The sequence below is a fragment of the Mycobacterium sp. AT1 genome (assembly GCF_002043095.1).
GTDB lineage: Bacteria > Actinomycetota > Actinomycetes > Mycobacteriales > Mycobacteriaceae > Mycobacterium.
Genome location: NZ_MVOC01000051.1, coordinates 1 through 18,000, shown reverse-complemented (window position 1 = coordinate 18,000; position 18,000 = coordinate 1). Strand labels below are relative to the sequence as shown.

The 18,000-nt window shown below is 68.1% G+C and carries 20 protein-coding genes; 6 read left to right on the top strand and 14 right to left on the bottom strand.

Translation table 11 applies throughout. From position 1 onward, the window contains the following. Genes B1790_RS23280 through B1790_RS23265 form a run of 4 tightly spaced genes read right to left on the bottom strand, consistent with a single transcriptional unit; the run spans position 1 to position 3,150 of the window. On the bottom strand, positions 1-744 hold the full coding sequence (locus tag B1790_RS23280; RefSeq protein WP_079925655.1) for an ABC transporter permease: 744 nt from the start codon (positions 742-744) through the stop codon (positions 1-3). Further along, entirely contained in the window at positions 717-1,361 is a 645-nt protein-coding gene (locus B1790_RS23275; protein ID WP_079925688.1) for an ABC transporter permease, read from the bottom strand. The genes B1790_RS23280 and B1790_RS23275 overlap by 28 nt, the downstream gene beginning before the upstream one ends. Beyond that, on the bottom strand, positions 1,358-2,473 hold the full coding sequence (locus B1790_RS23270; RefSeq protein WP_079925654.1) for an ABC transporter ATP-binding protein: 1,116 nt from the start codon (positions 2,471-2,473) through the stop codon (positions 1,358-1,360). Before B1790_RS23270 ends, B1790_RS23275 begins: the two co-directional genes overlap by 4 nt. Further along, complete coding sequence (locus tag B1790_RS23265; protein ID WP_079925653.1) at positions 2,470-3,150, bottom strand: IclR family transcriptional regulator; 681 nt, start codon at positions 3,148-3,150, stop codon at positions 2,470-2,472. Before B1790_RS23265 ends, B1790_RS23270 begins: the two co-directional genes overlap by 4 nt. Positions 3,151-3,311: 161 nt before the next feature. Between B1790_RS23265 and B1790_RS23260 the strand changes: the two genes are divergently transcribed. Continuing rightward, positions 3,312-4,760, top strand: coding sequence for an aromatic amino acid lyase (locus tag B1790_RS23260; RefSeq protein ID WP_079925652.1), 1,449 nt, complete (start codon positions 3,312-3,314; stop codon positions 4,758-4,760). On the opposite strand, the gene B1790_RS23255 is transcribed toward B1790_RS23260, so the two are convergent. Further along, complete coding sequence (locus tag B1790_RS23255; protein ID WP_079925651.1) at positions 4,757-5,050, bottom strand: DUF3017 domain-containing protein; 294 nt, start codon at positions 5,048-5,050, stop codon at positions 4,757-4,759. The two genes, B1790_RS23260 and B1790_RS23255, sit on opposite strands and share 4 nt — an antisense overlap. After that, a complete protein-coding gene (locus B1790_RS23250; RefSeq protein ID WP_079925650.1) occupies positions 5,047-5,901 on the bottom strand; it encodes a bifunctional methylenetetrahydrofolate dehydrogenase/methenyltetrahydrofolate cyclohydrolase in 855 nt (284 codons plus the stop codon). Before B1790_RS23250 ends, B1790_RS23255 begins: the two co-directional genes overlap by 4 nt. A gap of 72 nt (positions 5,902-5,973) precedes the next feature. Between B1790_RS23250 and B1790_RS23245 the strand changes: the two genes are divergently transcribed. Then, on the top strand, positions 5,974-7,182 hold the full coding sequence (locus tag B1790_RS23245) for an NADH:flavin oxidoreductase (RefSeq protein ID WP_079925649.1): 1,209 nt from the start codon (positions 5,974-5,976) through the stop codon (positions 7,180-7,182). On the opposite strand, the gene B1790_RS23240 is transcribed toward B1790_RS23245, so the two are convergent. Together B1790_RS23240 and B1790_RS23235 are read right to left on the bottom strand one after the other, a co-directional pair. Then, positions 7,179-7,763, bottom strand: a complete 585-nt coding sequence (locus B1790_RS23240) for a hypothetical protein (RefSeq protein ID WP_233165279.1) — start codon at positions 7,761-7,763, stop codon at positions 7,179-7,181. The genes B1790_RS23245 and B1790_RS23240 overlap by 4 nt on opposite strands. Before the next feature lie 61 nt (positions 7,764-7,824). Further along, complete coding sequence (locus B1790_RS23235) at positions 7,825-8,283, bottom strand: hypothetical protein (RefSeq protein ID WP_142271466.1); 459 nt, start codon at positions 8,281-8,283, stop codon at positions 7,825-7,827. 290 nt (positions 8,284-8,573) lie between these two features. Here B1790_RS23235 and B1790_RS23230 point away from each other — a divergent pair, with 290 nt between their 5' ends. Beyond that, positions 8,574-11,189: an ATP-binding cassette domain-containing protein gene (locus tag B1790_RS23230; RefSeq protein WP_079925646.1), complete on the top strand. Its 2,616-nt coding sequence runs from the start codon at positions 8,574-8,576 to the stop codon at positions 11,187-11,189. 78 nt (positions 11,190-11,267) lie between these two features. Here the strand turns inward: B1790_RS23230 and B1790_RS23225 are convergent, their stop codons facing one another. The 5 genes from B1790_RS23225 to B1790_RS23205 are packed head-to-tail and all read right to left on the bottom strand — an operon-like array spanning position 11,268 to position 15,945. Beyond that, positions 11,268-11,831 (bottom strand): pentapeptide repeat-containing protein, encoded by a 564-nt coding sequence (locus tag B1790_RS23225; protein ID WP_198952099.1) that lies wholly within the window; start codon positions 11,829-11,831, stop codon positions 11,268-11,270. A gap of 2 nt (positions 11,832-11,833) precedes the next feature. Next, entirely contained in the window at positions 11,834-12,430 is a 597-nt protein-coding gene (locus B1790_RS23220; RefSeq protein WP_079925645.1) for an ATP/GTP-binding protein, read from the bottom strand. After that, positions 12,411-12,800: a DUF742 domain-containing protein gene (locus tag B1790_RS23215; RefSeq protein WP_079925644.1), complete on the bottom strand. Its 390-nt coding sequence runs from the start codon at positions 12,798-12,800 to the stop codon at positions 12,411-12,413. The genes B1790_RS23220 and B1790_RS23215 overlap by 20 nt, the downstream gene beginning before the upstream one ends. A 6-nt stretch (positions 12,801-12,806) precedes the next feature. Then, positions 12,807-13,214: a roadblock/LC7 domain-containing protein gene (locus B1790_RS23210; protein WP_056556851.1), complete on the bottom strand. Its 408-nt coding sequence runs from the start codon at positions 13,212-13,214 to the stop codon at positions 12,807-12,809. Between the two features lie 7 nt (positions 13,215-13,221). After that, entirely contained in the window at positions 13,222-15,945 is a 2,724-nt protein-coding gene (locus B1790_RS23205) for a HAMP domain-containing sensor histidine kinase (protein WP_079925643.1), read from the bottom strand. Positions 15,946-16,219: 274 nt separating this feature from the next. Here B1790_RS23205 and B1790_RS35685 point away from each other — a divergent pair, with 274 nt between their 5' ends. Next, positions 16,220-16,351, top strand: a complete 132-nt coding sequence (locus B1790_RS35685) for a hypothetical protein (protein ID WP_255407300.1) — start codon at positions 16,220-16,222, stop codon at positions 16,349-16,351. Between the two features lie 62 nt (positions 16,352-16,413). Then, positions 16,414-16,878 (top strand): tRNA (cytidine(34)-2'-O)-methyltransferase, encoded by a 465-nt coding sequence (locus B1790_RS23200; RefSeq protein ID WP_079925642.1) that lies wholly within the window; start codon positions 16,414-16,416, stop codon positions 16,876-16,878. Here the strand turns inward: B1790_RS23200 and B1790_RS23195 are convergent, their stop codons facing one another. Continuing rightward, complete coding sequence (locus tag B1790_RS23195; protein ID WP_079925641.1) at positions 16,879-17,529, bottom strand: nitroreductase family protein; 651 nt, start codon at positions 17,527-17,529, stop codon at positions 16,879-16,881. Positions 17,530-17,552: 23 nt separating this feature from the next. Here B1790_RS23195 and B1790_RS23190 point away from each other — a divergent pair, with 23 nt between their 5' ends. Beyond that, positions 17,553-17,963 (top strand): TIGR03667 family PPOX class F420-dependent oxidoreductase, encoded by a 411-nt coding sequence (locus B1790_RS23190; protein WP_079925640.1) that lies wholly within the window; start codon positions 17,553-17,555, stop codon positions 17,961-17,963. The last annotated feature ends 37 nt before the right edge of the window (positions 17,964-18,000 follow it).

The window sequence follows — 18,000 nt, the reverse complement described above, 5'->3', positions numbered from 1 at the left end:
CTAGGCGGCGGCCTGAGTAGGGACTGGTAGCGGGGACGACTTCTTCGTGGAGCGACGAAGCCCCGGTGACACGATGAGCCTGCCGAGCCAGGCGAACCCGAACTCCAGCAGCAGTGCGAGTGCGGCGACGAGGATTGCACCGCCTGCCATTTCGCTGAAGTTGGCCTGCGCGCGGCCGTCGAGGATGAACCGACCGAGCCCTTGCAGGCCGAGGTAGGCCGCGATGGTGGCCGTCGAGACGATCTGCAGGGTGGCGCCCCTGATGCCGGAGAGCAACAGCGGAAGGGCACACGGCAGCTGGACCCTGATCAGGATCTGTCGCTTGGTGTAGCCCATTCCGCGGGCGGCGCCCACGGCGTCGGCGTCGGCGTTCTGGATGCCGGCGTAGGTGCCGGTGAGAATCGGCGGCACCGCGAGCAGGACGAGCACCACGATGGTCGGCAGCACGTAGACGAGTTGACCGGCGACGACCGGCGAGATGATCAGGAACAGCAGGACGAGTAGTCCCAGGGACGGCAACGCCCGCAACGCGTTCGCCGATCCGGCGACCAGCGCCTCGCCGCGGCCGGTGTAGCCGATCACGATGCCGAGTGGCACCGCGATCGCCAGGGCCACCGCCAGGGCGACACCGGAGTACAGCAGGTGATAGCCGATCTGCGTCGGGATGCCGTCGGACCCGGTCCAGTTGGCGGGGTCGGTGAGCCAGCCGAAGACGATCACGAGGTCACCGTCCGTTGCCGCCACGGGGTGGCGAGTTTGTTGGCCCAGATGATGATGCCGTCGAACACCACGGCCAGTACGACGCAGAGGACGACCCCGGTGACCAGCGGCGTGTAGAGCCGGAGCTGGAAGCCCTGAGTGAAAAGTGAGCCGAGCTGCGGAATGCCAAGCAGCGCAGCCATCGTCACGATGCTGACGTTGGACACCACGGCCACCCGCAGTCCAGCCGCGATGACGGGGACCGCCACGGGCAGTTCCACCAGCAGCAGCCGCTGCCAACTGCGGTACCCCATCGCCTCGGCGGCGGCGACGGTGTCGTGGGGTACCGAGCCGAGCCCGTCGGCGACGACGCGCACCAGCAGCGCAAGGGTGTACAGCGTCAGCGCGACGACGATGTTGACCGGATCGAGGATCTTGGTGCCGAGGATGGTCGGCAGGATGATGAACAGCGCCAGCGACGGGATGGTGTACAGCAGACCCGCGGTGCCGACGATGGCCGCGTACCCGCGCCCGGACCGGTGCGCCCACCACCCAAGGGGCAGGGCGAGCAGCAGGCCGATCACGGTCGGCACCAGGGTCAACCACACGTGGCTGATGGTGAGGTCGACGATGCGACCGAGGTTGGACGAGATCCAGTTCATGCCGAAACCCCTGCGCTGCGAGCGTCCTTGGCCCGCTTGATCGCGTCGATCACGTCGTGGTCGGTGGCCGTGCCGAGCAGCGCGCCCGCCTCGTCGGTGACGACGCACCGGCCGCTGGGGCTCGACAGCGCCGAGTTGAGCAGATCGCGAAGGGGGTCACTTCTGCGGGCCGAGGTGGCGCTGAGGTTGACGTCGCCGTCGGTGACGCGGTCGCCCCGCAGGTTGACGGTGTCGACCCAGCCGATCGGCGCGTTGGCAGCGTCGACCACCAGGACCCACCTGTCGTGGGGTGCCGCGACGGACGAGATGCCCTGTCCCACCTGGATGGTCGGCTCGTCGACGAGTGCGAGCAAGTCGTCGCAGGTGTGGAAGCCCAGCGCCCGGTAGCCGCGGGCGGATCCGACGAAGTCGGCGACGAAGGCGTCCTTGGGGGCGGCGAGCAGGTCGGCGGGCGTGGCGGCCTGGGCCAGTGTCCCGCCTTGGCGAAGCACCACGACCTGGTCGCCGAGCTTGAGGGCTTCGTCGATGTCGTGGGTGACCATCACGATGGTCTTGGAGATGTCGGCCTGAAGGCGAAGGAACTCGTCCTGCAACTGATTTCGGACGATCGGGTCGACGGCGCTGAAGGGTTCGTCCATGAGCAGGAAGGGCGGATCGGTGGCCAAGGCGCGGGCCACCCCTACGCGTTGCTGCTGGCCGCCCGACAGCTGCCATGGATATCGTTGAGCGAACTTGGCGTCCAGTCCAACGCGTTCGAGCAGTTCCATTGCCGCAGAACGGGTTTGCTTCTTCCCACCGCCCAGTAAGCGGGGCAGGGCTGCCACGTTGTCGACGACCGTGCGGTGCGGGAACAGACCCGCGTTCTGAATGACGTATCCGATCCGCCGCCGGAGGGCCACCCGGTCCAGGGTCTGGGTGTCGACGCCGTCGAGTTCGATCGTCCCCGAGCTCGGTTCGATCAGGCGGTTGATCATCCGCATGGAGGTCGTCTTACCGCAGCCCGACGGCCCGACGAGGACGGTGATCTTGCCGTTGGGTGCCGTGACGTCGAGGCCGTCGACCGCCACGGTCCCGTCGGGGTACACCTTGGACACGTCGTTGAATGTGATCATCGTGATCCTTCTGGAGGGTTCGCTTCGGTGGGGCTGCTCAGACGGGCGGACACGTCCGCCGCGGCCGCGATCAGCAGTCGGCCGTACTGCGTCGTTTGATCTGCATTGAGCCGGTAGCTCGGAATGACGAGGCTCATCGCGGCGACGATCCTGCTCTGCGAGTACACCGGGCAGGCGATTGCGGTGACGTCGGTCTCGACGCCGCGTTCGACGATGACGTAACCGTCGTCGGACACCTTGCCGCGCAACGCATGTCCGGCCGCCGAGACGTCCAGCGGTACGGTGCGGCCGACCCAGCTGGCGTGGCGCACCGAATGCGTGCCCTCGACGATGTTGATGTACACCGCGGTGGCGGCGTGCCCGACGACGCTGAGGTACACCGACTCGCCGGTCTCGGTGGCGAGCTCGTCCATGGCAGGGCCGGCGAGGTCGACCAACGACTCGTCGCTAAGGGCTTGGGCGCCGAGTTGGATGATTCGGCTTCCCGGGCGGTAGGTGCCGGATTCGTCCTTGCGCACGAAGCCGGCGGCCTCCAGGGTGCGCAGCAGCCGAAGGGCCGTGCTCGGGGCCAGCTCGCACTCTCTGGCGGTGTCGGCGAGATTCGCCCCGCCGCGGTCGCAGACGCTTGCCAGGAGGGCGAGCGCTCGCTCGACTGTCCGGGTCGCTTGATCGGCCAACGTGACCTCCTCTCGGCACGAAGGGTACGGCGGCCGCGTTTCGCGCAACTGCCCCTTTGTTGCTGCTAGGTAAAATCTCGATTCCATCTGGTGGAATCACCTGCCTTCGGTGATGATAGGTCCCGTCGCGCACCCATGGTGGAAAAACGAGGAGATCCTTGATGATCGAGCTGAGCGGGACCATGACGGTCGGCGACGTCGTGGCACTGGCCGACGGCCACGCCGCCGTCTCGCTTCCCAGGGAGGTCGTCGACGCCGTCGACCGCGTGCACGACGGGGCCGCCGAACTGAGCACGCGACACGCCACCTACGGCCGCACCACCGGCGTCGGCGCCAACCGGATGGCAGCGATCCCGACCGACGACCGGGACTTCGGGATGCGGCTGCTGCGCAGCCACTCGGTCGACGCCGGCGACCCGCTGTGCGCGAGGACGGTTCGGTCGATGCTCGCCGTGCGCTTGATTCAGCTGTGCGTTCCCGGTGCGGGTCTGGACCCGGCGATCCTGATCGGCCTCGAGCGGATGCTGAACGACGACGCCTTGCCGGAGGTGCTGCAGTACGCCTCCATCGGTACCGGTGACCTCGCGGCGCTCGCCGGTACCGCACTGACCCTGATCGGCGAACGACCCGCCACCGCGGCGCTGACACCCATGCCCCCGTGGGGTGCCGACAGCGCGTTGCCGTTCATGAGCAGCAGCGCGCTGACGGTCGGCCGCAGCTGTCTCGCGGTCGACGAGCTGAACCGCCTCGAGCGCGCCTCGAGCGTGATCTACATGTTGAGTTTCCTTGCCCTCGACGGGAATCCGTCGACCTTCTCCCCGGTCGCGGCCAGATCGGCCGCAGCTCCGCACGTGGACACCGTGGCGAGCCGACTGCGGTCACTGTTCGCCGACGACCGAACCGATCGTCCGCCAGCTCGTATCCAGGACCCCTACGGGCTCAGGGTCTACCCGGTCGCCCACGCCAGCGTCGTCGCATCGCTGGATTCACTTGTCGCGCAACTGGAACGAACGATGAACTCCGCCCAGGAGAATCCCCTCTTCGACGTCGACGGCGACCAAGTCGTCCACCACGGCGCCTTCTACCAGGCGGCGCTGTCCCTGGAACTCGACGGCGCCACCCTCGCCCTCGCCTTGACCGCGCCCATCACCCATTCCAGGATCAGAATGCTCAACGATCCGGAGACCAACGGCGGCAACGCCTTTCTCGCCGCCGACTCGGACGGATCGTCGGGGCTGATGATGGTCGAATACGTCGCGGCCGGGGCGATCGCCGAGATCCGCAACGCCGCGCAGCCGGCGTCGGTCGGGACCCTGGTGTTGTCCCGCGGCGCCGAGGAGGACGCCACCTTCGCATCCCAGGGCATCCTCCAACTGGAGCGGTCGGTCGCCGCCTACCGCGTCCTGCTGTGCTGCGAACTGGTCGGCGCGGTGCGACTGCTGCGACAGCGGGGCATCGTGGATCGATTCGGCGGAGTGCTCGGACGCGCGCTCGCCCTTGCCGCCGACCTTCCGAGCGACGTGGAGGACCGCGACCTTCGAGGCGATCTCGCCACGGCGGAAACCGTTCTCGACGAACTCGGGCGCCTCATCGCGGCGCCGCCGCGCTAGCTGGTGCCGAGCGGATCGATGGTCAGCGCGATGTAGGCCAGCGCCGCACTCACCGTTGCCGTGGTCGCGATGTCGACCGTCCGCGAGCGCACCACCAGCAGACCGGCCCGGTCGTCGGTCAACGCCAACCGCATGGCCGCCGCCACGCCGACGCCGATTGCCAGCACCAGCGCTCCGCGCCGCCAGTACCCCGCCACCACCAGACCGAATGCGGCGATCAGGAACAACCCGACCGTCAGGATCGGCCACTGGCCCGCGAAGACCCTGTGCGCCAATCCCCGCGCGGTCACCGGTATTTCGCCTCGTCGAGTTCCACCACGTTGCTCAGCAGGAACGCCCGCGTCAGTGGGCCGACGCCCCCCGGATTGGGTGACACGTGGCCCGCGACGTCCCAGACACCCGGGTGGACGTCACCGACGAGCGCGCCCGCCGCGTCGCGGCTCACTCCCACGTCGACGACCGCGGCTCCCGGCTTGACCATGTCGGCGGTCACCATGTGCGGCACCCCGACCGCGGCGATGATGACGTCGGCCTGCCGCGTCAACGCGGGAAGATCCCGAGTTCCGGTGTGGCACAACGTGACCGTGGCATTCTCGGACCGCCGCGTCAGCAGCAGGCCCAAGGGCCGACCAACAGTGACGCCGCGACCGATCACCACCACGTGCGCGCCCGCGATCGGCACCTCGAACCGGCGCAGCAGGTGCACGATGCCACGCGGCGTGCACGGCAGCGGCGCTGCCTCGTTGAGCACCAGCCGCCCCAGGTTGGTTGGATGAAGACCGTCGGCGTCCTTGGCGGGATCGATGCGCTCGAGCGCCGCGTTCTCGTCGAGATGCTTCGGCAGCGGCAGCTGCACGATGTACCCGGTGCAGTCCGGGTTGGCGTTCAACTCGTCGATGGTGGCGTCGAGCGTGGCCTGGCTGACGTCGGCAGGCAGATCGCGTCGGATCGAGTTGATGCCGACCTTCGCGCAATCGGCATGCTTGCCGCGCACGTACGCCTGGGACCCAGGATCGTCACCGACGAGCACCGTGCCCAACCCGGGCGTGCGGCCCGCGGCGGTCAACGCCGCCACCCGCTGCTTGAGGTCGACGAATATCTCGTCGCGCGTGGCCTTGCCGTCCAACGTCATCGCACCCACGCGACCATTCTGACATCAGCCCTCGTGAGCCCCTCATTGACACTGCGCCGCGCTCCGTGGTCAGCTGCCAAAATGGACACTCCGGCGAAAGTGTTCACCGACGTGTTTGGCGAGGCCAAGCTCGGCCCGGTGACGCTGCGCAACCGCATCATCAAGGCGGCGACCTTCGAGGCGTCGACCCCCGATGCATTGGTCACCGACGATCTCATCCGGTATCACCGGCTGCCCGCCGCAGGCGGAATCGGGATGACGACCGTCGCCTACTGCGCGGTGTCCCCCGGCGGACGAACCGACGGCTGGCAGCTGTGGATGCGACCGGAGGCCGTACCGGGACTGCGCCGCCTCACCGACGCGATCCACGCCGAGGGCGCGGCGATCAGCGCCCAGATCGGCCACGCCGGACCCGTCGCCAACTCACGGACGAACGGGGCCAAGGCATTCGCCCCCGTGCGCTTCTTCAACCCACTGTCGATGCGGTTCGCCAAGAAGGCCACCAGTGCCGACATCGACGACATCACCGCCGCGCATGCCAACGCCGCCAGGCTGGCCGTCGAGTCCGGCTTCGACGCCGTCGAGGTCCACCTCGGCCACAACTATCTGGCGAGCTCGTTCCTCAGCCCGCTGATCAACCGGCGTACCGACGAGTTCGGTGGCTCGCTGGCCAACCGGGCCAAGGTGGCCCGCGGCCTGGTGCGGGCCGTGCGACAGGCCGTCGGCGACCGGATCGCGGTGACGGCCAAGCTCAACATGTCCGACGGCGTCCGCGGCGGCATCTCACTCGACGAGTCCCTGCAAACCGCGACGTGGCTGCAGGAGGACGGCGGGCTGGACGCGCTGGAACTCACCGCGGGCAGTTCGCTGCTCAACCCGCTCTACCTGTTTCGCGGCGATGCCCCCATCAAGGAGTTCGCGAACGCCTTCAAGCCGCCCCTGCGGTGGGGCATCCGCATGTCGGGCAAGAAGTTCCTTCGCGAATACCCGTACCGCGAGGCCTACCTGATGGACCAGGCCAAGCAGTTCCGCGCCGAACTCCACATGCCGCTGATCCTGCTGGGTGGCATCACCAATCGCGAGACGATGGATCTGGCGATGGCCGAGGGCTTCGACTTCGTGGCGATGGGCCGCGCGGTCCTCGCCGAACCCGACCTGGTCAACCGCATCAAGGCCGACGGCGACGCGCACTCCGTGCGGTCACTGTGCACGCACTGCAACAAGTGCATGGCGACGATCTACAGCCAAACTCACTGCGTCGTGACGGGCGCGCCGACCTCGACGGTCTAGCGGGCGCCGACCTCCGCAGGCAGCGGTGGCGGAAGCGGGGTCGACGGCGTCGTGGTCTCCGGGATGGCACTCGACTGCGTCGGGCTGGTGGACGTCGAGGGAGCCGACGACGTGGACGTCGAGGATGACGAGCTGGGCGCCGACCCGTGGAAGTCGACCATCGACTCGCTCCTGATCTGCGTGCTGCCGCTGCTGATGACCAGTGCGTTCGAGCTGACGGTGTAGGTGATCCCGTCGTTCTCGGCGACGTACCCACGGTCGGTCGACGTCGCAGCGAGGATCAGCCGCGCGCCGTCGGTGACCCGAACCCCCCGGTACTGGAGCTGCCCGGAGGACTCGTCCTTGCAGATCGCCACGCGTGAGGTCGCCGTGTAGCCGTAGGCGACCGCGGTGCTCGGCGCGGCGCACCGCGCGGTGGAGTCGACGAAGCCGCGGGTGTCGGTCGCCGGGGGCGCCGCGGCGCTGGTCGCCATGGACGCGGACAGGGCGACCACGACCGCTCCCAGTGCCACTCCCACGAGCCCTAGCCGGTGTGTCTGCTGACGGTTCACGACCTCGCCCTCCACTTGCGTTCGTCTCACCCGTCCCATCGTCGCACCGAAGTGGAGTGTGGTGGCGGCACGACGGGAGCGCGTCGCGAGATCAGCGGACGTGATCGTCGGCGGACAGCTTCGTGACGGGCGCGGCGACGCGGTAGTCGAGGAACTCGGTCATCGTCTCGTCGCGCAACACCCGAAGACCAGTGGAGAGAAGGAGTTTGCGTTCTGACACCGTGTAGTCGACCGCGTCGGAGCTGGCACCGAAGCACCCGTTGGCCATCTTCCTGGCGGGGAGCACGAGAACCGCCCGGTCACTGAGCCGGATACCGCGATACTCGTAGTGCCCGCGCCCGTCACCGCAGATGGCGACGAGCGACAACGCCGTCCGACCCAGCACGACGGCGGATTGACCGGGGCCGCATCTCGCCGGCGACTCGACGTAGCCCTGGCTGTCCGTCGGCACGGTCGGCGGCGTGGCAGCCGCACCCGGCAACGCCATACCCGTAGCTGTCGTCACCGCCGCCGCTCCGACCGCGAGGACTGCGGCAACCACGGTGCGCATCGGAGCCGCCGCGCTCCCCGAAGCTCTCCTCGTCGCCGACATGGCTCTACAACAGCACGCATGGCGACGAACTCCTAGGGAGACGGACCCCGTCACCCCGAATCGTTAACCGTCCGAGACCTGGGCGCGCACATTCCCGTCCGAGCGCGCCACCCCGCTCGACGACATTTGCCACGCAACACATTCGGGCCGCGACCCCGGATGACGGACCCCGGTGCCCGCGGCGGTGCCACGCGCGGGCGCCGGGACCAACCCCGCTCGCGGCGCCGCTACCGATACAGTTGGTTCCGATGACGCGACCTGTCCCGCCCGCTCTGACCGTTCGGTACGACGGCTCGCCCCGCACCTTCTCACCCGGTAACGACGTCGTCGTCGGGCGTGACCTGCGAGCCGACGTCCGCATTGCCCACCCCCTGATCTCGCGCGCGCACCTGCTGCTCCGCTTTGACCAGGGCCGTTGGATGGCCGTCGACAACGGCAGCCTCAACGGGTTGTACGTCAACGGCCAGCGCGTGCCGATGGTCGACATCACCGACGGCATGGCCGTCAACGTCGGCAACCCGGACGGCCCTCGCCTGACCTTCGAGGTCGGCCGCCACCAGGGTTCGGCGGGCACGCCACCGCAGACCGCCAAGGTGCCGATCGCCGGACGCCCGAGCACCTCGTGGCCCACGCAGACGCCGTCGACGGGCTACCCGCGCACGCAGCCGCCGTCGCGGACGCAGCCGTCCTACTCCCAGCCGTATCAGCCGCCGTCGCAGTCGCAGCCGATGTACCCGTCGGCACCGGCGGCCACCAGCGGACCCCAGGCGTATCGCCCGCCGAGCGCGCCGCATCCGGCCCCGGCGTCCAGCGTCAACGTCGACCCGTCCGCCACCCAGATGGGTCCGGCCGCGACTCCGCGGGCACCCGAGGGCAACCTCGCGACCAGCATGCTCAAGATCCTGCGGCCGGGCAGGGCACCCGAAGTTCCACCCGGCGGCATCAAGATCGGTCGTGCCACCGACAACGACATCGTCATCCCCGACGTTCTGGCATCACGTCACCACGCCACGCTGGTGACCGGCCCCGGCGGCACCCAGATCCTCGACAACCGCAGCATCAACGGCACGTTCGTCAACGGTCAACGAGTCGACTCCGAGGTGTTGCACGACGGCGACGTCGTCACCATTGGCAACATCGACCTCGTCTTCGGGGGCGGCACGCTCGCGCGGCGCAACGAAGCCGACCTCGCGACCCGCACCGGCGGTCTCGACGTGCACGGCGTCACGTGGACCATCGAGGGCAACAAGACGCTGCTGGACAACATCTCGCTCTCGGCGCGACCCGGCACGCTCACGGCGCTGATCGGCCCGTCGGGCGCAGGCAAGTCGACGTTCGCCCGGCTGATCGCCGGATACACGCACCCCACCACGGGCACCGTGACGTTCGAGGGCCACGACGTGCACGCCGAGTACGCGTCGCTGCGGTCCAGAATCGGCATGGTCCCTCAGGACGACGTCGTGCATGGTCAGCTGACCGTGCGGCAGGCCCTGATGTACGCCGCCGAACTGCGACTGCCGCCCGACACCAACCGGGAGGACCGCGAGCGCGTCGTCATGGAGGTCCTCGAGGAACTCGAGATGACCAAGCACCTCGACACCCGCGTCGACAAGCTCTCCGGCGGCCAGCGCAAGCGCGCCTCGGTGGCGCTGGAACTGCTGACCGGTCCGTCGCTGCTCATCCTCGACGAGCCCACCTCGGGTCTGGATCCCGCGCTGGACCGTCAGGTCATGACGATGCTGCGCCAGCTCGCCGACGCGGGCCGCGTCGTCCTGGTGGTGACGCACTCGCTGACCTACCTCGACGTCTGCGACCAGGTGCTGCTGCTGGCCCCCGGCGGCAAGACGGCGTTCCGCGGCTCACCCAGTCAGATCGGTCCCGAGCTCGGCACCACGAACTGGGCCGACATCTTCTCCTCGGTCGCGGGCGACCCCGAGGGCGCCAAGCGCAAGTACCTCGAGCGCCACGGCCCTCCGCCGCCGGCACCGCCGAAGCAGGAAGCCGCCGAGCTCGGCAAGCCCGTGCACACCAGCACGATCAAACAGTTCTCGACGATCGCGCGACGGCAGATGCGGCTCATCATCTCCGACCGCGGTTACTTCGCGTTCCTGGCGATTCTGCCGTTCATCATGGGTGTGCTGTCGCTGTCCGTGCCCGGCTCCACCGGCTTCGGTCAACCCAACCCGCTTGGCGACGCACCCAACCAGCCCGGCCAGGTGCTGGTGCTGCTCAACGTCGGCGCCATCTTCATGGGTACGGCCCTGACCGTCCGCGACCTCATCGGTGAACGCGCGATCTTCCTGCGGGAACAGGCCGTCGGGTTGTCCACCACCGCCTACCTGCTGGCCAAGGTCTGCATCTACTCGGTGTTCGCGATCGTGCAGTCCGGGATCGTCACGGCCATCACGCTGATCGGCGTCGGGCTGCCCAAGAACGGTCCGCTGGTGCTCGGCGGTGGCGAAGCGTCCGCCGCGCTGGAACTGTTCTTCGGCATGGCCGCCGCGACCATCTGTGCGGCCACGGTCGGGCTCGCGCTGTCGGCTCTGGCGAGGACCAGCGACCAGATCATGCCGCTGCTGGTCGTGGCGGTCATGTCGCAGCTGGTGTTCTCCGGCGGTCTGATCCCTGTCACCGGCCGCGCCCCGCTGGACCAGATGTCGTGGGTGACACCGGCCCGCTGGGGCTTCGCGGCGACGGCGTCGACGGTGGGCGTCACCGACATGGTGAAGCCGCCGATCATGCCCGACGACTCGCACTGGAAGCACGACTCGGGCACGTGGCTGTTCGACATGGCCATGCTGGGCGCGTTGTCGATCTTCTATCTGTGCTTCGTGCGCTACAAGATCCGGCTCAAGGCGGGCTAAGACTTTCCCGCGAGCAGACGTAAAAGGCCCTCAATCCACGTGATTGAGGGCCCTTTACGTCTGCTCGCGGAGAAGGGGTTAGCCGCCGTGGACGTCCAACCCGTGCGCCACCGCGTAGGCGAGCGCCTGGTTGACGTCGATCTTCGCGCCGCGGACCGCCGCCGTCGTCCAAAACGTGGGGTCGACACGCGCGCCGCGGAGGTCCGCCTCGTCGAGTCGGACGTTCTGCGTCCGCGCTCCGGTCAGGTCGGCACCCCGTAGCACCGCCTTGCGCAGATCGGTGCCGACCAGGTTGGCCTCGCGCAGCCGGCAGTCCGACAGGTCGATGCTGCGCAGGTCGCACCCGCCCAGCACGGCCAGCGTCAGGTCCACCTCGACCATCGTCACGGGCCGCAGCCGGCACTCGCTGAAGACCGACCCCAACAGCGTGCAGTGGCGGAACACGGTGTGCATCAGCGACGTACGCCGAAAGGTGCAGTTTCGGAAGGCCGACCCCTGGTGCTCGGATTCCGACAGGTCGACGCCGCTGAAGTCGCATTCGGTGAACACCACGCGTTCGGTGCGCAGCCGGCTCAGATCGTCATCGCGGAAGTCGTGGCCGGTGTACTCGCGGTCCACCCACTCCTGGTCGAAGGTGCCCACCGTCAGCCAGGCAGCGAACTGAGGTTCATCAGCGCATATTCGGTGACCGCGATCAGCGCGGCCTTCGCCGAGTTGCGGTCCCGCGCGTCGACGTCGAGCACCGGGATGCCCTCGCGCAACGCCAGCGCTTGGCGCACCGCGTCGGCCGAATACCGCGGTCCACCGTCGAACACGTTGACGGCGATCAGGAATGGCAGCTTCCGCGCTTCGAAGAAGTCCACGGCGGCGAAGCTGTCCTCAAGCCTGCGCACGTCGACGAGGATGATCGCGCCGATCGCGCCGCGGACCAGGTCGTCCCACATGAACCAGAACCGACGTTGCCCCGGCGTACCGAACAGGTACAGCACCAAGTCGTCGGCCAGGGTGATGCGGCCGAAGTCCATGGCCACCGTGGTGGTGTTCTTGTTCGGGGTGGCGCCGAGCACGTCGAGACCCTGCGACGCGTTGGTCACGATGGCCTCGGTGCGAAGGGGCATGATCTCCGACACGGCGCCGACGAAGGTGGTCTTGCCTGCGCCGAAACCGCCGGAGACGACGATTTTCGTAGCAGACGACGATCGCGTAGCGGACGAGCGCCGCTCAGAGTGCCCGTAGGCCACGCAGTGTCCTTCCGATGAGTTCTCGTCGTTCCTCGATGGTCTCCGACGCCGCCAGGGTGGCGTCCACTCGAAGATAACCCTGCGTCACCAAATCCCCGATCAACACACGCGCAACGCCGAGGGGCAATGCGAGGCGGGCCGCGATCTCCGCGACCGAAGGACCGTCGGCGCCGAGTTCGAGGATTCTGGCCCGCACGTCGCTGCGTGGCCATCGGGGTGCGGGCGCGACTTGCAACGCCTGGATCGGCGCCTCGAGTGGAAGGTCGACGAGCGACCGAGTGCGGCCTGCGGTCAGCGTGTAGGGCCGGACGAGGCTCACCTCGGTCAGAGGTTCGCTGGGCTCCCAGGCGTCACGCGACGGAAGGTCCATCGGCGCTCACGAACGCTGAGCCGTGCGGCGCGCGGACTGGATCATGGTGCCGACGCGTTCGACCAGGATCGCCATCTCGTAACCCACCTGGCCGATGTCGCACGACTTGGTCGCCAACGTCGCGAGGTTCGAACCGTCGCCGACCCGCATCAGCAGCAGGTAGCCGTGCTCCATCTCGACGATGGACTGCAGCACGTAACCGCCGTCGAACAGCTGGGCCGCGCCCGTCGAGAGACTGGCCAGACCCGACGTCACCGCGGCCAGTTGATCCGCCCGCTCCACGGGCATGTGCTCGCTGGAGGCCATCAGCAGGCCGTCGGCGGACACCAGGATCGCGTGGGAGACGCCCGACACCTCGTGGGCGAACTTGGAGACCAGCCAATCAAGGGAGTCACGCTGAGTCGGGCGCGTCATTCTCGAGTCAGTCCTCGTCCGTCGATCGCGCGTCGCGGGCGTGCGACCGGCCGGCGTGCACGCCACCGAAGTGGTTGCCGATGCTGCTGCGGACGGCCTCGGGGTCGCGCGGGATCACGATCGGGCCGGTGTCGAACGTGGAATCGTCTCGCTCGTCGGGGACGTCCGGCCCGCGGTGGGAACCTCCGTTGCGCCCGTTGCGCCCGTTCTCACCGGTGGCTGCCGCACCGGGGACGAGCCGCGCACCGGGCTCACGCACCGGCAGCCCCTCGACGGTGCGCTCCTCCACGGGGGCTTCCTCGGCCGCCGCCGCTGCCGACCAGCCCTTGTCCCACACGGTCTGCCAGTCAAGGTCGGTGCTGTTGGCCAACGTGAACGGATCGTCGATCAGCCATTCGGAGAGCATGGTGTCGAATATCGAACCGCCGGTGGCGGGTTCGAGCCGGGGCCGCGGCGCGGGCCGCTGCTCTTCGCCGCCGGTGCCGGAAGCGAAGAACGACGAGGTGTCCACGGGGGCGGGCGTGGCCGGCTCGGCCGAGGGGCGTTCCTCCGGCCACTCCCGTTCGCGCAGACGATTCTCGGGTTGGGCGACGGGGTCGATCGGCGCCGACGGAATGCCTGCTATCCCACTAGCTCCCGGGTTGCGTTGCGGCAGAAGCGAAATCGGGATGTCGGCATGGCCGTAGGGGTACTCCGGGGTGTTGACGACGTCCTCCTGGTAGTCCACGTGGTCCTCGTCGGGTGCGCGCGTGGGCACCACGGCGAGATGCGGCTCTGCGGGCATGCCGTAGTCGGCGGGAAATGGTTCCGCCGCGCCTGGGCCGTGTAGCAGCGCCTCGGCGGGTATGAAGACACCGGCCGTCGTCCCCGAATTCGGTTCGGCGGCAATGGTGTTGCGGAGCCGGACGACGAGACCGTGCTGAGCCGCCAACCGGCCGACGACGAACAGGCCCATGTGTCGGGCCGTATAGGGGTTGACCTCGCCACCCGATTGCAGGCGGGCGTTGGCCACGCGCAGATCGGCGTCGGTCATGCCGAGGCCGTAGTCGCTGACCTCGACGACCAGACCGCCGTTGCCGGTGTGCGCCGCCGTCACCCTGACGTCGGACACCGGCGGCGAGTATCTCAGGGCGTTGTCCAGCAGCTCGGCCAGCAGATGAACGAGATCACCCGCGACGACGCCGACGATTTCGCTGTCCGGCACGTCCGCCGTGACGATCCTCGCGTAGTCCTCGACCTCGGAGGCCGCGGCGTTGACGACGGTGGCAACGGGGACCGGGTCGGCCTGCTCGCGCTGAGGCCTGGACCCGGCAAGCACCAGCAGGTTGGCGCCGTTGCGCCGCATCCGCGTGGCGAGGTGGTCGAGCTTGAAGAGACTGTCCAGTCGTTCGGGGTCTTCCTCGTCGCGCTCGAGGCGGTCGATGAGTCCCAGCTGCTGGTCCACCAGAGACCGGCTACGACGCGACAACGTCTCGAACATGTCGCCGATCTGAAGCTGAAGGCGGGCTTGCTCGCCGGCCAGTAAGACCGCCTGCTCGTGCAGCTCGTCGACGGCGTGCGCGACCTGCCCCACCTCTTCGGTGGTGTACACCGGCACGGGCTGGACCGGCCCCGGCGCGCCTCCCGTGCGCACCCGCTCGATCTCTTGGGCCAGGTCCTCGTGGGCCACCCGGAGCGCGCCGTCGCGCAGCATCCGTAGCGGTCGCACCAGCGACCGCGCCACGAGGAGCACGATGACGATCGCCAGAAGGAAGGCCACCCCCACGATCGCCGAGTCGCGAATCGCCGCTTGGCGCTTGGCGTTGGCTTGGTCCTCGACGGCGGAGGTGACGGCCGCGGTCGTCGAGTCGACGATCTTCGCGGCGATGTCGTTGGTGGTCTGCAGCGACTGGCTCAAGTCGGGGTTGCCCACCAATCCGACGGCGGGGTCCGACATCAGGGACATCCGCCTGACCATCTCTTCTTGCAACTTCTGCGCGTCCGGCGAGCCGACCCCGAGCACCTGGGACATCCCGGACAACGTGGACGGTTCGGTGCCGGCCAGCGTGATCATCGAGGTGCGCAGTTCCGGCTCGGGGAGGTCACCGCCGAGGTTGACCAGCAGCTGCTCCATCGCCATCTGGCCGCGCGCGCCGACGGCTCGGCTGAGGCCGAATGCCTCGGCGCGGATCTGCTCGTCGTCGACGCGTACCGAACCGTTGATCGCGTCCTCGGCGGACAACAGAATCGGGGCATACGCGGTGATGCGGCCCCGGAGGTCGACGTCGTTGGCCGTGACCCGGTCCAGCAGCGCCTGGCCGTCGTCGAGCAGACCGGTCACGCCGGTACGGACGTCGGGTTCGACGTCGATGCCGTTGAGCTTGTTCTGCAGTTTCTGTTTGTTGGTGTCGAATGCGTTCAACGCGGCTTGCGCGTCGCCGCCCGCGGAATTCGCCAACAGGGCGCCTTCCAGGGCCGCCATGTATTCCTCGATCGACGGCACCAATTCGGCACGGTCGGCGGCCAATCGGAGATCGTTCGCGTCGGCCCATCCCGACTGAACGCGCAAACCGCCGAATACCCCAACCAACAACAGCGGCACTAGGACGATTGCCAGGACCTTCCAGCGAACGGGCCAATTGCTCAGCGCCCATCGTGAAGGTCGTTTCGCCTGCCCCGCCTGCTGACGTGGTGAAATGGCCGGAAGGTCCTGCGCCGCACCGTCGTGCGGTGGCTCGACGAACGCGGTCATCGTGCCCCGGCCGTACGGCCGGTCACTCGGTGACGATTCGTTGATCGCGCGTGGTTCATAAGGCTTCCCGCATCAGTACGCCCATGTATCGGCAGGCACCGAAGTACCAGTCCGACCGGCAATTTCTCGAGTATGACAGCGATGTGCGGGCGTTTCCACAGTTGTTACTGAACAGGCAGATTCGTGACCGTGGCGTTGCGCAGTCGTGCGCCATACGAGCAAATGTCGTTGCGCTCCCGAGATCAACGTCGTCCATTTGGGGTAAAGGGAAGTCATGACCGAGCCCCACGGAGACCAACGCCAGCACGACGACACCCATGAGACGGAACCCGTCACCGGACCCGGCGGGGACAGCCCCGACCCCGAATTCGGAGACGAAGCCACCATTCCCGACCAGGAGACCTGAGTTGGGCTGACCCTCGACGCACGTAGGCTTCCCGGTACTCGCATACCGGGAGGCGCAGCGATTTGTTCAGGGTCATGTTCAATGCACCGTGCATCGCCCCGAACACGGGCAATGCGATCAGAATGGTCGCCGCCACCGGATGCGAATTGCATCTCGTCGAACCGCTCGGGTTCGACCTTTCCGAACCGAAGTTGCGTCGCGCCGGGCTCGACTACCACGACCTGGCGTCGGTGACGGTGCACCCGGACCTGCCGTCGGCGTGGACGGCGGTGATGCCGGCGCGGGTGTTCGCGTTCACCGCACACGCCGAATCGTTCTTCGGCGACGTCGACTTCATCCCCGGCGACGTGTTGCTGTTCGGCCCGGAACCGACTGGCTTGGACGCCGAGACGCTGGCGGATCCACACGTCACCCAACGCGTGCGGATACCGATGCTGGCTGGCCGTCGCTCCCTGAACTTGTCGAACGCGGCCGCAGTGGTGGTTTACGAGGCGTGGCGCCAGCAGGGGTTCACCGGCGCGGTGTGACTACCAGGAATTCCAGTGGCTCAGCTGTTCGGCGGGCAGCCGCTTGGCCTTCTTGAACTCGGTGCCCTTGGTGTAGGCGATCGGGAACAGCCCGCCCTGGGCGTACTTGTCGAAGGGAATCCCCAGAATCTCGGCGGCCTGCTTCTCGCCGTCGCCGACCAGATGCAGCGTCGTCCACGCCGACCCGAGTCCGCGCGAGCGCAGGGCGAGCATGAAGCTCCACGCGGCGGGCAGCAGTGAGCCCCAGTAGCCGGCGCTCATCCCGGCGGGCGCCCCGTCCGGGCGGCCTTCCAGGCACGGGATCATCATGATCGGCACTTCGTGCAGGTGGTCGTTGAGGTACTTGGCGGAGTCGACGACCAGCGGGGTCCGCTCGTCGCGGCTGTCGCCATAGGTGGGCTTCTCGGCGTCCAGGTACGGGGTGGCCGCGGTGCGGTAGATGTCGGCGATCGCCTTCTTCTTCTCGTCGTCGTCGACGAAGACGAACTGCCATCCCTGAGAGTTGGAGCCGGTCGGCGCCTGCAGTGCCAAGTCGAGGCATTCCATGACGATCTCGCGCGGGACGGGCTTCTCGAGATCGAGGCGTTTGCGGACCGAACGCGTGGTCGTCAGCAGTTCGTCGAGCGTCAAGTCGAGGGTTTCAGAGGGCATATTCGGAGACTACATTCGCATTCATGACTGCCGCGCTGACGTCAGAAGTCATCGATCGTCTGAACCGGGACCAGTACGGATGGCTCACCACCATTGCGAAGTCCGGCCAGCCGGTGCCAAAGCTGATCTGGTTCCACTTCGACGGCGAAGCCCTGTTCGTCTACAGCAGTCCCACCGCGGCGAAGGTCACGCACGTCAGGCGCCACCCCCAGGTGAGCCTCAACCTGGACTCCGACGGCAACGGCGGCGGGATCGTCGTCGTCGGCGGCGAGGCGACCGTCGACGCCGAGGGCGTGGACTGCCGCGACGACGGCCCGTACTGGGCCAAGTACGGGCCGACCGCCGACCAGTTCGGCTTGACCGAGTCGATGGTGGACTACAGCACGCGACTGCGGATCAGCGTCGACAAGGTGTGGACGACCCCCACGGCCTGACCCCCACCCCGGAAATACATCAGGCCCTCCCCCGGGG